This is a genomic window from Luteimonas wenzhouensis, assembly GCF_007859305.1.
In the GTDB taxonomy this organism is placed as follows: Bacteria; Pseudomonadota; Gammaproteobacteria; order Xanthomonadales; family Xanthomonadaceae; genus Luteimonas; species Luteimonas wenzhouensis.
On the sequence record NZ_VOHE01000004.1, the window covers coordinates 233079 to 246701 of the forward strand.

Annotated in this window: 10 protein-coding genes; 9 read left to right on the forward strand and 1 reads right to left on the reverse strand. The window is 74.0% G+C overall.

Annotation, left to right across the window (positions count from 1 at the left end; genetic code table 11):
- Positions 1-13 precede the first annotated feature (13 nt).
- Complete coding sequence (locus tag FQY79_RS09780; protein ID WP_246123078.1) at positions 14-700, reverse strand: DUF2242 domain-containing protein; 687 nt, start codon at positions 698-700, stop codon at positions 14-16.
- A gap of 195 nt (positions 701-895) precedes the next feature.
- Here FQY79_RS09780 and FQY79_RS09785 point away from each other — a divergent pair, with 195 nt between their 5' ends.
- The 9 genes from FQY79_RS09785 (at position 896) to FQY79_RS09825 (ending at position 13619) form a co-directional block, all read left to right on the forward strand.
- Positions 896-3580, forward strand: coding sequence for a glycoside hydrolase family 3 protein (locus tag FQY79_RS09785; protein WP_246123079.1), 2685 nt, complete (start codon positions 896-898; stop codon positions 3578-3580).
- A gap of 65 nt (positions 3581-3645) precedes the next feature.
- Positions 3646-4608 carry an alpha/beta hydrolase gene (locus FQY79_RS09790; protein ID WP_146312731.1) on the forward strand — a complete coding sequence of 321 codons (963 nt, stop codon included), beginning with the start codon at positions 3646-3648 and terminating at the stop codon, positions 4606-4608.
- Positions 4609-4819: 211 nt separating this feature from the next.
- The gene (locus tag FQY79_RS09795; RefSeq protein WP_027071575.1) at positions 4820-5092 is read left to right on the forward strand and encodes a GIY-YIG nuclease family protein; all 273 of its coding nucleotides are present in this window, start codon (positions 4820-4822) and stop codon (positions 5090-5092) included.
- A gap of 68 nt (positions 5093-5160) precedes the next feature.
- Entirely contained in the window at positions 5161-6270 is a 1110-nt protein-coding gene (locus tag FQY79_RS09800; RefSeq protein WP_146312732.1) for a UDP-N-acetylglucosamine--N-acetylmuramyl-(pentapeptide) pyrophosphoryl-undecaprenol N-acetylglucosamine transferase, read from the forward strand.
- Positions 6271-6299: 29 nt separating this feature from the next.
- Positions 6300-7949 (forward strand): phytoene desaturase family protein, encoded by a 1650-nt coding sequence (locus FQY79_RS09805; protein ID WP_146312733.1) that lies wholly within the window; start codon positions 6300-6302, stop codon positions 7947-7949.
- A gap of 351 nt (positions 7950-8300) precedes the next feature.
- Positions 8301-11078 (forward strand): bifunctional [glutamate--ammonia ligase]-adenylyl-L-tyrosine phosphorylase/[glutamate--ammonia-ligase] adenylyltransferase, encoded by a 2778-nt coding sequence (gene glnE, locus FQY79_RS09810; protein ID WP_146312734.1) that lies wholly within the window; start codon positions 8301-8303, stop codon positions 11076-11078.
- Between the two features lie 70 nt (positions 11079-11148).
- Complete coding sequence (locus tag FQY79_RS09815; protein ID WP_146312735.1) at positions 11149-11841, forward strand: alpha/beta hydrolase; 693 nt, start codon at positions 11149-11151, stop codon at positions 11839-11841.
- A gap of 3 nt (positions 11842-11844) precedes the next feature.
- The gene (locus tag FQY79_RS09820) at positions 11845-12891 is read left to right on the forward strand and encodes a sensor histidine kinase (protein ID WP_146312736.1); all 1047 of its coding nucleotides are present in this window, start codon (positions 11845-11847) and stop codon (positions 12889-12891) included.
- Positions 12831-13619 carry a LytR/AlgR family response regulator transcription factor gene (locus FQY79_RS09825; protein ID WP_186759920.1) on the forward strand — a complete coding sequence of 263 codons (789 nt, stop codon included), beginning with the start codon at positions 12831-12833 and terminating at the stop codon, positions 13617-13619. The genes FQY79_RS09820 and FQY79_RS09825 overlap by 61 nt, the downstream gene beginning before the upstream one ends.
- Positions 13620-13623: the final 4 nt, after the last annotated feature.

The following is a 13623-nucleotide window of genomic DNA, read 5'->3' on the forward strand; positions in this document are numbered from 1 at the left end:
GGGCGCCGGCCGCTCAGCCGTCGACGTCGATGCCGGTGGCGATGCCCGCTTCGTCCTCGGGCGTGGGTGGCTCGGGCCCGACCGGGTCGGGCGGCCCTTCCGGCTCCGGCTCCGGCGGGGGCGCGTTGCGCGGCGTCCCCGGCAGGTAGTAGGCCACCCGGTCGAACAGGCGCCGGTAGAAGTCGCGGTTCTGCACCGTGTTGCTGCCCACGCGCACCAGGTTGGCGTTGTTGCCGATGGGCACCGGCAGCGACACCGAGCCGATCATGCTCACCCCGACGCTGGCCGAACTCGACTGCGTCCGCAGCACGTGCCGGTCCTGGACCGCGTTGAGGAACACGATCGACCCGCCGTCGGCGCGTTCGACGCAGGTCGCCCGCAGGTTGAGCTGGGTGTGGAGGTCGGACTCGGGCTGGAAGACCTTGGTCGCCTCGAGCGTTTCGTCGTCCGCGCGCCCGATCACGTAGCCCTGGCCGAGCAGCGCCCGCCGCGCGGCCTCGCAGGCCACCGCGGGCGGCACCGGATACTCGCGCGAGTAGGTGTCTTCCGCGCCGAAGGTCTCGCCCAGCGGCGGGGCCTCGGCGCGGTGCACCCCGCGGCCGCCGCACGCGGACAGGGCCAGGGCCAGCAGCACGCAACCGGTGGCCAGGCCCCGGCGGCGTGCGCCGGGTGGAGGGGAGGGGAGGGAGTGGTACAACACGCGCCGGAGTCTAGTGCGCGCTGCATGCAAGGCGAATGAACGCAGGCCCCACGGGGGCTTGCGCGCCGGGCCGGGGCTGCATCACGAAACCGTTATGCCTGTGAACAGGATTGCGATTGGTCGCGGCCGGGCGCTGGTGCACCCTGTAGGGGAGGACGCGGGCGCGATCGACGCCCGCGGTGGAGGGAGGCTGGAGTGATCGCACGGACCCGGACCTGGCGGGGGTGGCTGTGGTGCGCGCTGCTGCTGGCGGCGCCCGCCACAGCGGGGCAGGACGCCGAGCGCGCGGCGCGCATCCAGGCGCGCGCCGAGGCCATGGCCGCGGAGATCGTCGCGCGCCTGGACACTGACGAGAAGCTCGGGCAGCTGCTCAACACCGCGCCCGCGATCCCGCGCCTGGGGATCCCCGCCTACAACTGGTGGACCGAATCGCTGCACGGGGCGATGGGTCCCCTGCCCACCACCAACTTCCCCGAGCCCATCGGCCTGGCGGCCACGTTCGATCCGGCGCTCGTGCAGCGCGTCGCGGCCGCGATCGGCACCGAGGTGCGCGGCCTGCATGCGCTGGCGCGCCAGACCGGCCGCACCGGACGCATCGGCACCGGCCTCAACACCTGGTCGCCGAACATCAACATCTTCCGCGACCCGCGCTGGGGCCGCGGCCAGGAGACCTACGGCGAGGACCCGTTCCTGGCCGCGCGCATGGGCGTGGCCTACGTGCGCGGCATCCAGGGCGACGCGCCGGGCCTGTACGACGTGATCGCCACGCCCAAGCACTACGCGGTCCACAGCGGGCCCGAATCGACCCGCCACCACGCCAACGTCTACGTCTCGCGCCGCGACCTCGAGGACACCTACCTGCCGGCGTTCCGCGCCGCGATCGTCGAAGGCGGCGCGGGCTCGATCATGTGCGCCTACAACCGCGTCGACGGCGTGCCGGCCTGCGCCAGCGACCTGCTGCTGCGCGACATTCTGCGCGGCGACTGGGGCTTCCGCGGCTACGTGGTGTCGGACTGCGACGCGGTCGGCGACATCCACCGCCACCACGCGTTCGCGCCCGATGCGCCCGCCGCGGTGGCCGCGGCGCTGCGCGCGGGCGTGGACAGCGAGTGCAACGGTGCCACGCTCACCGACACCGACGGGCTGACGCAGCCCTACCGCGAGGCGCTGGCGCGCGGCCTGCTCACCATGGCCGACATCGACCGCGCGCTGGTGCGCCTGTTCGCCGCGCGCCTGCGCAACGGCGACCTGCCGGGGCTGCGGCCGCTGTCGACCGAGACCGCCTCGCCGGCGGACGTGGGCGCCCCCGCGCATGGCGAGCTGGCGCTCGAAGCGGCGGAGAAGAGCCTGGTGCTGCTGAAGAACAACGGCGTGCTGCCGCTGCGGGGCGCGCCGAAGATCGCGGTGATCGGCCCGCTGGGCGACGCCACCCGGGTGCTGCGCGGCAACTATTCCTCGCCCCAGTCGGCGCCGCCGGTCTCCGTGCTCGAGGGACTGCGCCGGGCGATGCCGGATGCGCAGGTGCGCCATGTCCCGTTCGGTGCCACCTGGACCGATGGCGACCCGATTCCCACCAGCGCGCTGCGCACGCCCGACGGCGAGCCCGGCCTGCTGGCGCGCTACTTCAACGCCGCCGAGCGTCCGCCCGCGCGCTTCGCCCCCGGCGAGCTCGACGCCTGGATCGAGCGCACCGGCTTCGCCCGCGAACCGGTCGTCACCCGGGTCGAGCCCGACGTGAACTCGCGCAGCCTCGACCTGGCGCAGGTGCACGACGTGCACCGCGTGGAGTGGACCGGTTACCTGGTGCCGCCGGAGACCGGCACCTACCGGCTTGGCCTGGGCGGCTTCAACGGCGAACTCGAGTTCGACGGCAAGCCTTTCGTCGACCTGCGCGGCGCGTCCTGGAACAGCCTGCCCACGCTCAGGACGGTGCACCTGGAGGGCGGTCGCCGCTACCCGATCCGGGTGGTCACCGAGGCCCGCATCCTCACCGGCATCGGCCTGCTGTGGAAGCGGGTGTCCGACGCACCGCTCGACGAGATGCGCGCGGCCGCCGCCGAGAGCGACGTGCTGGTGGCCGTGGTGGGCCTGACCTCGGACCTCGAGGCCGAGGAGGCGCCGGTCGAGGTGCCCGGCTTCCAGGGCGGCGACAAGACCTCGCTCGACCTGCTCGCCGACCAGCAGGCACTGCTCGAAGCCGCGCGCGCCACCGGCAAGCCGCTGGTGGTGGTGCTGATGAACGGCAGCCAGGTCAACCTGGCATGGGCGCGCGAGCACGCCGACGCGATCATCGAGGCCTGGTACCCGGGCCAGTCCGGTGGCCTGGCGGTGGGCAACGCGATCGCCGGCCACCTCAACCCGGGCGGGCGCCTGCCGCTGACCTTCTACCGTTCGGTGGATGACCTGCCGCCGTTCGGCGACTACGACATGCGCGGCCGCACCTACCGCTACTTCGACGGCACGCCGGTCTACCCGTTCGGGTACGGGCTGAGCTACACCAGCTTCGAGTACGCGCCGCTGGAGATCGCCGCCGCGCGCGGCGGGGCGGCGGACGGGCTGCGTGTGACCACGCGGGTCCGCAACACCGGCACCCGCGCGGGCGACGAGGTGGCGCAGCTCTATCTCGGGTTCCCCGAGGGCGAGGGGCTGCCGCGGCTGGCGCTGCGTGGTTTCGAGCGGGTGCACCTGCAGCCGGGCGAGGAGCGCACCCTGGTGTTCGAACTCGATGCGCGCGACCTGAGCGCGGTGGACGCGGCCGGCACGCGCCTGGTGATGGCCGGTGAGCACCGCGTCTGGGTCGGCTCCGGCCAGCCCGGGACCGGGGTGCCGGTCCAGTCCGCGTCCTTCCGCAACGATCGGCCGCGGCCGGTGCCGCGGTGAGCCGTTGCCGGCGCGGGGAGGCGCGCCGGCCCCCTCCAACGTCAATGTCCCAAGGGAGCAACGACATGACTTCGAGCACGACCCGAACGCGCGGCCACGGCCGCATCCACCGCTGGTGCCTGGCCCTGGCCGCCGGCAGCCTCCTGGCGTGGGCCGGCGCCGCCGTGGCGCAGGACGACACCATGGTGGCGATCGAGACCCCGGCGCAGCCCGATGCGATCCCGCTCGGCACCGGCCCGCTGCCCGGCGCGACCCATCCCGAGAGCTGGCACCGCCAGTACGAGCGCGTGTTCGCCCGCAACGTCACCGAGGCCACGCTCACGCCGTTCCTCCCCGACCCCGACAAGGCCACCGGCGCCGCCGTGATCGTGGCCCCCGGCGGCGGCTTCCGCTCGCTGTCGATGGAGAACGAGGGCTGGGACGTGGCGCGGGCGCTCAACAGGCACGGCGTGGCCGCGTTCGTGCTCAAGTACCGGCTCAACCAGACCCCGGCCGACCTCGACGGCTTTGCCGAGTCGATCCGGCAGATGCTGTCGGGCCCGCGCCCGCCGCGCGACCCGGGCGCGGCCGATGCGGCGAAGATGCTCGAGCCGCAGCTGGCCGACGCGCGCGCCGCGTTCGCGCTGGTGCGCAGCCGCGCCGCCGAATGGAACATCGATCCCGACCGCATCGGCATGATCGGGTTCTCGGCCGGCGCCATGCTCACCCTGACCACCGCGCTGCACGGCGAGGACGCCAGGCCGGCCTTCATCGGCAACATCTACGGGCCGATCTCGGCGGTCAACGACGTGCCGGCCGACGCGCCGCCGATGTTCGTCGCCCTGGCCGCCGACGACGGCCTGTTCAGCAACCAGGGCTTCGGCATCGTCGAGAGCTGGCAGAAGGCGGGGCGTCCGGTCGAGTTCCACTACTACGAGCAGGGTGGCCACGGCTTCGGCATGTACCAGAAGGAAACCACCAGCACCGGCTGGTTCGATGCCTGGGTGAGCTGGCTGCGGATGCACGGCTACCTGTCGCGCGCCAAGTAGGCCCCTGGCCGTGTTTCCCCACGCGGCGCCGCCGTCTCCCGGCGGCGTTCGCGTTTCCGCCCCCGCAGGAGCGGCTTCAGCCGCGACCGGCCTTCCCGGGATGCCCGCCTCCATCGCGAGGCGGTCGATGCCCGCGTTTCCAGGCACCCCGTGGCCGCACACACCGGCGGTACCATCCGCCCACCGCGTTCGCGCTTCTTCCGTCACGGCCATGCACGCCGCCCCCGACCGCTGCTGGTGGCTCTACCTGCTCGAATGCGGCGACGGCACCTGGTACGCCGGCATCAGCAACGACCTGCCCGCGCGCCTGCAGGCGCATGCCGACGGCACGGGTGCGCGCTACACCCGCGGGCGCGGTCCGCTGCGGCTGCTGGCCAGCCGCGCGTATCCGGATCGCGCCAGCGCTTCGCGCGCGGAGTGGCGGCTCAAGCAGCTGCCGCGCCGGCGCAAGCTGGCCTTCTTCGCCGCCGGGGACGAGGGCTGACGGCCCGTCCCGGGCGTCGCCGCGCGCCGCTGGTCTATAGTGCGGCGCCCACTCCGCGTCGCCGCGCCATGCCGTCACCCGCCGTCCCCCGCGCCACGATCGCCCTTGCCGCCGGCGGCACCGGCGGCCACCTGTTCCCGGCCGAGGCGCTGGCGCGCGAGTTGCTCGCGCGCGGCCACGACGTGGTGATCCATACCGAACGCCGCGGCGCGCAGTACACCCGGGCGCTGGACGGCCTGGCGCACGTGGTGCTGCCGGCCAGTTCGCTCGAGGGCGGGATCGCGGCAAAGCTGCGCGCGGTGCTGGCCATCCTGCGCGGCGTGCTTGGCTCGCGCCGGGACCTGCGCCGGCGCCGCGCCGCGCTGCTGGTCGGGTTCGGCGGCTATCCCAGTTTCGCCCCCGCACTGGCAGCGCGCAGCCTCGGCCTGCCGCTGGTGCTGCACGAGCAGGCCACGCGGCTGAGCAAGGCCAATGCGCGCCTGCTGCGGTTCGCATCCGCGCTCGCGACCTCGTTTCCGACCGTGGAGGGCGCGGATGGTTTCGATCCGGCGCGGATCGTGCAGACCGGCAACCCGGTGCGCCAGGCGATCCTCGATGCACGCGGCGACTATCCGCCGCTGTCGGCCGACGGCCCGCTGCGCCTGCTGGTGGTGGGCGGCAGCCAGGGCGCGGCGGTGTTCGGGCGGGTGGTGCCGCCCGCGCTGCAGCAGCTGCCGGAGGACCTGCGCCGCCGCCTGCACGTGTCGTTGCAGTGCCGGGGCGACGATCCCGAGGTGCTGCACGCGCAGCTGAGCGGCGCCGGCATCGACGCCCAGGTGCAGCCGTTCTTCCATGACATCGGCGACCGCCTGCGCGAATCGCACCTGGTCATCACCCGCGCCGGCGCCAGCACCGCGGCCGACCTGCTGGTGATCGGCCGCCCCGCCATCTTCGTGCCGCTGCCGCACGGCGGCTCGCGCGAGGAGCAGCGCCGCAACGCTCAGACCCTGGCCGACGCCGGCGCGGGCTGGCACGTGCCGGAGCCGGAATTCACGCCCGAGGCGCTGGCACGGCTGCTGGGCGGACTGTTCGCCTCGCCCACGCGGCTTGCAGAGGCCGCGCGCGCCGCTTCCGCGCTGGGGCGTCCGGATGCGGCCGCGCGCCTGGCCGACCTGGTCGAACGCGTCCTCGCCGGCTGAGGCCTGCCGCATCGCCCTACAATCGGGCGATGCGGGAAGACTCCGGACTCCAATCCGCGCCGCTGCGCGACGATGCCGACGTGCTCGTGGTCGGCGGCGGGCACAACGGCCTGGTCTGCGCCGCCTACCTCGCGGCGGCCGGGCTGACGGTCACCGTGCTCGAACGCCGGGGCGTCGTCGGCGGCGCGGCGGTGACCGAGGAATTCCATCCGGGCTTCCGCAATTCGACCGCCAGCTATACCGTCAGCCTGCTGGACCGGTCGGTGATCGCCGACCTGCAGCTGGCGCGACACGGCTTGCGCGTGGTCGAGCGCCCGTTCTCCAACTTCCTGCCGCTGCCCGACGGCCGCGCGTTCCGCCTCGGCGGCGAGCGCGGCCTGCACGAAATCGCCGCCTGGTCGCCGCGCGATGCCGAGCGCATGCCCGCGTACGAGGCGATGCTCACGCGCGTGGTCGCCGTGCTGCGCGAGCTGGCGCGGCGCACGCCGCCGGACGTGGGTGGCAGGCTGTCGCTGTCGGACTGGCTCGCCTCCTGGGACGTGGCGCGCCGCCTCGGCCGCCTCGATCTCGAAGGCCGGCGCGACCTGCTGGAACTGTTCACCCGTTCGGCCGGCGAGCTGCTCGACCAGTGGTTCGAAAGCGAACCGCTCAAGGCGGCGCTGGGCTGGGACTCGGTGGTCGGCAACTTTGCCAGTCCGTACACGCCCGGCAGCGCCTACGTGCTGCTGCACCACGTGTTCGGCGAGGTCAACGGCAAGCAGGGCGCCTGGGGCCACGCGATCGGCGGCATGGGCGCGATCACCCAGGCGATGGCGCGCGAATGCGCGGCGCGCGGCGTGCGCATCCACACCGGCGCCGCGGTCGAGCGCGTGCTGGTACGCGGTGGCCGCGCGGTAGGCGTGGCGCTGGAGGACGGCCGCGAACTGCGCGCGGCCACCGTGGTGTCCAACCTCAACCCGAAGCTGCTGTACACGCGCCTGGTGCCGCGCGAGCACCTCGACGGGGACACCGCGCGCCGGATCGCCAGCTACCGCTGCGGCTCGGGCACGTTCCGCATGAACGTGGCGCTGTCGGAGCTGCCCGATTTCATCGCCGCGCCCGGCACGCAGCTGCAGCCGCACCACCAGAGCGGGATCCTGGTCGGGCCTTCGCTGCAGTACTTCGAGACCGCGTACTTCGACGCGAAGTCGCGCGCCCACAACCCCGGCTGGGCGCGCGCGCCGATCGTGGAGCTGGTGATCTCCTCCACCCTCGACGACACGCTGGCGCCGCCCGGGTGCCATGTCGCCAGCCTGTTCTGCCAGCACGTGAACCCGGAGCTGCCCGACGGCGGCTGGGACGCGCACCGCGAGACGGTGGCGAAGCTGATGATCGACACGGTCGACGCGGTGGCGCCGAACTTCGCGCGCAGCGTGCTCGGCTACCGCGCGCTCACGCCGCTCGACCTCGAGCGCGAGTTCGGCCTGGTCGGCGGCGACATCTTCCACGGCGCGCTCGGCCTCGACCAGATGTTCAGCGCCCGCCCGCTGCTGGGGCAGGGGCGCTATCGCGGCGCGTTGCCCGGCCTGTACCTGTGCGGGTCCGGGACCCATCCCGGCGGCGGCGTCACCGGGCTGCCGGGACGCAACGCCGCGCGCGAGATCCTGCGCGACCTGCGGCGGCGTCCGCGGCCGCGCTAGCGCCCCACGGCACCGCGCTGCGTCGTCTGGAAACGTTTGCAGCACGGGTCCGCCAGCGCGGACGGGTCCGTCGCGTTATTGAACCGCCCGGTACTGTTTTGCGCTGCAGCGTGCATCCTGGCTCACGAATCGTTCACGATGGCTCCGCACCCGACGTGGGGGAGGGAGCAAAGCCCGCTGGCAGGCAACTGCAAGCGGGCTTTTTTTATCCGCGCCTCCCTCCATGGCCGGCGCCGTGCGCCTCCGGCCCGTGCGTCGTCCACGCAGCCTGCATCGGCGATCGCGTCGGCATGAGCGGTCGAAGGCCCACCCGGCCCGCCGGACGCCCGGGCCGGGTGCCACAATCCGGGCATGGACCCGCACCGCCAGGACCTCGACGCGTTCGTGGAACGCGCACTCGCCCGGATCGACGGGCTGCCCGACGACCCGGACCTGCGCCAGCGCCTGCGCCGGGTCGCGATCGCCAGCGACTTCGCCATCGACACCCTGGTGCGCCAGCCGGACCTGCTGGCCGTGCTCGCCGACGGCGACGGCGCCGTGCCGCTGCCGCCGCCGGTCCTCGAGCCCGGCCGCGGCGAGGAGTGGCCGCGCCAGCTGCGCCGTTACCGCGCTGCCGAGTCCACCCGCCTGGTCTGGCGCGACGTCCTCGGGCTGGACGGCATCGACGCCACCCTGGCCGCCACCACCCACCTGGCCGAAACCTGCCTGCGCCTGGCTCTGGACGCGGTCGAGGAGGACTTCGCCCGCCGCCACGGCCGCATCCACGGCCCCGACGGGCAGGTCGTGCGACTGGTGGTGTTCGCCATGGGCAAGCTCGGCGGCGGCGAACTCAACTTCAGTTCCGACATCGACCTGGTCTACGGATACGAACACGGGGGCGAGAGCCGGGGCGAGTCGATCCGTCCGCTGGCGGCCGAGGACTACTTCGCCCGCCTCGGCCAGCAGCTGGCGCGCCTGCTCGACGAACGCACCGTCGACGGTTTCTGCCATCGCGTGGACCTGCGCCTGCGGCCGTTCGGGAACGCCGGGCGGGTGGCGGTCAGCTTCGCGGCGCTGGAGGCCTATTTCCAGCGCGAAGGCCGCGACTGGGAGCGTTACGCCTGGCAGAAGGCACGCCCGGTGGCCGGCGACCTCGAGGCCGGGCAGCGGTTCCTGGAGGCGCTGCGCCCGTTCGTCTACCGCCGCTACCTCGACTTCGGCGCGCTCGACGGCCTGCGCGCGATGAAGGCGATGATCGCCGCCGAGGTCGCGCGCAAGGAGCTGGCCGACGACATCAAGCGGGGGCCTGGCGGCATCCGCGAGATCGAGTTCCTGGCCCAGGCGCTGCAGCTGATCCGCGGCGGCCGCGAGCCCGCGCTGCGCGAGCCGCGGCTGCTGCCGGCGCTGGCGGCGCTGCAGGCCGGCGGCCACGTCGAGCCGGCCACCGCCGCCGCGCTCGCCCAGGACTACCGGTTCCTGCGCCGGCTGGAAAACCGCCTGCAGATGCTGCGCGATGAACAGACCCACCTGCTCCCGTCCGCGCCGCTGGACCGCGAGCGGATCGCGCGCGGGCTGGGGCACGACGGCTGGGACCGCCTGGCGCGCGACATCGCACGCCACCGGGCGCGCGTGACCCGCGAATTCGAGGCCCTGCTGTCGCAGCGCGAGCAGCAGCCCGCGGTGGCCGGCGACATCGCCGGCTACTGGCGCGCGCTGCCCGAAGGCGGCAGCGCCGACACGCTCGCGGCCGCCGGCTTCCAGTCCGCGGCGGAGGTCGACGCGGCGCTGCGCGACTTCGTGCGCACGCCCAGCGTGCGCGAGCTGTCGGATGCCTCGCGCGCGCGCCTGGACCGGGTGATGCCGGTGCTGCTGCAGGCCTCGGCCCCGGCCACGCGCCCGCTGCAGGCGATCCGGCGGCTGCTGGCGATGCTGCACAACATCCTGCGCCGCGCCAGCTACCTGGCCTTGCTTGACGAGCACCCGGCCGCGCTGGCGCGGCTGGTGGACCTGGTCACCCGCAGCGCGCTGCTGGCCGAACGCCTGGCCGCGCACCCGCTGCTGCTCGACGAACTGCTCGACGTGCGCGCCAGCGGGCCGCTGCCGCAGCGCGAGCAGCTGGCCGAGGCCTGCACGCCCCCGCTGGACATGGACACCGAGGCGGCGCTGTTCGCCCTCAACGAGGTCCGCCAGCAGCTCAGCTTCCGCATCGGCCTGGCCACGCTCGACCGGCGCCAGCCGGCCTGCGACAGCACCCGGCAGCTGGCCTGGCTGGCCGACGCCGTGGTCGCCAGCGTGCTGGCGCTGGCGCGGCGCGAACTCGAGCACGCCCATGGCGCCATCGCCGGCGCCGGGTTCGCCGTGCTCGGCTACGGCAGCCTGGGAGGCGAAGAACTGGGTTTCGGTTCCGACCTGGACCTGGTGTTCCTCTACGACGCGCCGCCCAACGCGTACTCCGACGGTGCCCGGCCGCTCGACGCCCCGCGCTGGTTCGCGCGCCTGGCGCAGAAGATCGTGTCGCTGCTGGGTGCGGTCACCGGTGGTGGCCGCCTGTACGAGGTCGACGTGCGCCTGCGCCCGGACGGCGGCAAGGGCCTGCTGGTCTCGTCGCTGGCCAGCTACGACGAGTACCAGCGCGACCGCGCCTGGACCTGGGAGCACCAGGCGCTGGTGCGCGCCCGCTGCGTGGCCGGCGACGCGCCGTTGTGCGCCGCGTTCGAACGCATCCGCACCGCCACCCTCGCTCGCGGGCGCGACCCCGGCCGGCTGCGCGCCGACGTGCTGTCGATGCGCCAGCGCATGCGCGAAGAACTCGACCGCAGCGACGGCGCGCTGTTCGACCTCAAGCAGGGCGAAGGCGGGCTGGTAGACCTGGAATTCCTGGCCCAGTACCTGGTGCTGCGTGAAGCCGCGCAGTGTCCCGACCTGCTGCAGCCGCGCGCCACGCGCCCGCTGCTGGAGGCGATGGCCGCGGCGGCGGTGCTGCCCGAGGAGGTCGCCGCGGGCCTGGGCCGGGCGCATGCGGCGCTGGTGGCGGCGGGCCTGGACTGTACGCTCGACCGCCGTCCGCGCCTGGTGCCGCACGACCCGGCGCTGGACGCCGCGCGCGCGACCATCATCGAGGCCTGGCACGGCCACGGTCCCGGCGGCTGAGGCCGGCGCGCGGACCGGCGGGGTATATTGCCGGCACCCGATGCACCACTTCCCAGGGGGAATACTGCCCATGGCCCAGGCCCAGCCGGACCTGCTCGAGGCGATCGAACGCGAAACCGGACCCGCGCCGCGGTGGAGCGTGGTGTGGCTGCACGGCCTGGGCGCGGACGGCAGCGACTTCGTCCCGATCCTGCCCGAACTGGTGCGGCGCGACTGGCCCGCGATGCGCTTCGTGTTCCCGCACGCGCCGGTGCGCCCGGTGACGATCAACAACGGCATGCGCATGCGTGCCTGGTATGACATCCGCGATTTCGACTTCGACGCGGTCGACCGCGCCGACGACGCCGGCGTGGAGGAATCGGTGGCCCAGGTCGAGGCGCTGATCGCGCGCGAGGTCGAACGCGGAACCCCCGCCTCGCGCATCTTCCTGGCCGGGTTTTCCCAGGGCGGCGCGATCACCCTGGCCGCGGGCGTGCGCCGGCGCGAGCCGCTGGCCGGGCTGGTCGGGCTCTCGACCTACCTGCCGTCGCCGCGGCGCGCGGCCGACACCCTGGCCGATGCCGCGCGCGCGCAGCCGCTGTTCATGGGCCACGGCACCCAGGATCCGGTGGTGCCGTTCCAGGCCGGGGAGCGCAGCGCGCAGTGGATGCGCGGGCAGGGCTTCGAAGTCGAGTTCCGCGGCTATCCGATGCCGCATTCGGTCTGCCTCGAGGAGATCCGCGACCTCGGCGACTGGATGTCGCGGCGGATCGCCGCGGACTGAGCCATGCCCGGGGCGCCGCGCGGGGAGCCGTGGCTGCCGGACCTGTGCCGGCCACCGCGCATCGCGGCGATGCTCGGCCTGGCGCAGCTGGCGGTGGTGGTCGCGGCACTGGTCCCGGTCGGCGGCCGCGGCTGGGATGCCCACGGCTTCCTGATCGCCAGCAGCTACGCGCTGTGGCTGGCGCTGTCGGTGACCGCCCTGCTGTGCGTGCTGCGCGAGCGCCTGTCGCTGCTGCCCGGGCGCAGCGGTGCGCTGGCGGCGGTGGCGCTGGCGCTGGTGGTGGCGGCGGTCGCGGCGGCGATCGTGCACGGCCTGTTCGCGAGCGTGGACACCTCCGGCGCCTTTCCCGGGTTCTGGCGGTTCACCGGGGGGAGCGCCGCGGTGGTGGGGCTGCTGTCGGCGCTGGCGCTGCGCTACTTCTACGTGATCGACCGCTGGCAGGCGCAGGTGGAAGCGCATGCGCGGGCCGAAGCCGACGCGCTGCAGGCCAGGATCCGGCCGCACTTCCTGTTCAACAGCATGAACATGATCGCCGGCCTGCTGCGGCGCGACCCGGCGGTGGCCGAACGCGCGGTGCTCGACCTGTCCGACCTGTTCCGCGCCGCGCTGGTCGCCGGCGAAGGACGCTCCTCGCTGCGTGAGGAGCTCGACCTGGCCGAACGCTACCTGGCGATCGAACAGCTGCGGCTCGGCACGCGCCTGCAGGTGGAATGGCGGCGCCGCGAGCCGTTGCCGCTGGACCTGCCGCTGCCGCGGCTGGTGCTGCAGCCGCTGCTGGAGAACGCGGTGCTGCACGGCATCTCGCGGCTGCCGTCAGGGGGCACGATCGAGATCGAGGTCGCGGCCGCCGACGGCCTGCTGGCGCTGCAGGTCCGCAACCCCGCGCCGCCGCCGGAAGAAGCCGGCATGCACGGCGCCGGCCACGCGCTGCGCAACATCCGCCATCGCCTGGGCTATATGTTCGGCCGCGACGCCGACATGGTGTCCGGATGGGACGGGGGCTACTATGCCTGCAGGATCGTGCTTCCGCTGGAGCCGGTGTCCAGGTGAAGATCGTCATCGCCGACGACGAGCCCCTCGCCCGCGAGCGCCTGCGCCAGCTGCTCGCCGACGAGGCCGGGGTCGAGGTGGTCGCCGAGGCCGGCGACGGCCAGGAGGCGTTGCACGCCTGCGCCGAGCACGACCCCGACCTGCTGCTGCTGGACATCGCCATGCCCAGGATCGACGGGCTCGAGGTCGCGCGCCACCTCAAGGACTTCGAGCGCCGCCCGGTGGTGGTGTTCTGCACCGCCTACGACGCGCACGCGCTGTCGGCCTTCGACGCCGAGGCGGTGGACTACCTGGTCAAGCCGGTGCGCCAGGAACGCCTGGCCTCGGCGCTGCAGCGCGCCCGGGCGCTGGCCGCGGCGCGCGGCGACGGCACGGCGCCGGCGGCGGCGGGCAAGCGCCGCACCCACCTGTGCGCCCGGCTGCGCGGCAGCCTGCGGCTGATCCCGATCGACGAGGTGCGCTACCTGCAGGCCGAGGAGAAGTACGTCGTGGTCCACCACGCCCGCGGCCAGGACCTGATCGAGGAGTCACTCAAGTCGCTGGAGGAGGAGTTCGGCGAGCGTTTCGTGCGCATCCACCGCAACTGCCTGGTGGCGCGCGACGAGCTGGTCGAGCTCAGGCGCTCGATCGACGGCCAGGTGCACGCGATCCTGCGCAACGGCGACCGGCCGCTGGACGTCAGCCGCCGCTGCGTGGCCCAGCTGCGCGCGACGATCCGCAACCTGTAGCGCG

Coding starts and splice junctions, on each gene's coding strand:
- FQY79_RS09790 (WP_146312731.1), top strand. CDS start 3,646: ATGACTTCGAGCACGACCCGAACGCGCGGCCACGGCCGCATCCACCGC.
- FQY79_RS09795 (WP_027071575.1), top strand. CDS start 4,820: ATGCACGCCGCCCCCGACCGCTGCTGGTGGCTCTACCTGCTCGAATGC.
- FQY79_RS09800 (WP_146312732.1), top strand. CDS start 5,161: ATGCCGTCACCCGCCGTCCCCCGCGCCACGATCGCCCTTGCCGCCGGC.
- FQY79_RS09805 (WP_146312733.1), top strand. CDS start 6,300: ATGCGGGAAGACTCCGGACTCCAATCCGCGCCGCTGCGCGACGATGCC.
- glnE (WP_146312734.1), top strand. CDS start 8,301: ATGGACCCGCACCGCCAGGACCTCGACGCGTTCGTGGAACGCGCACTC.
- FQY79_RS09815 (WP_146312735.1), top strand. CDS start 11,149: ATGGCCCAGGCCCAGCCGGACCTGCTCGAGGCGATCGAACGCGAAACC.
- FQY79_RS09820 (WP_146312736.1), top strand. CDS start 11,845: ATGCCCGGGGCGCCGCGCGGGGAGCCGTGGCTGCCGGACCTGTGCCGG.
- FQY79_RS09825 (WP_186759920.1), top strand. CDS start 12,831: ATGGGACGGGGGCTACTATGCCTGCAGGATCGTGCTTCCGCTGGAGCC.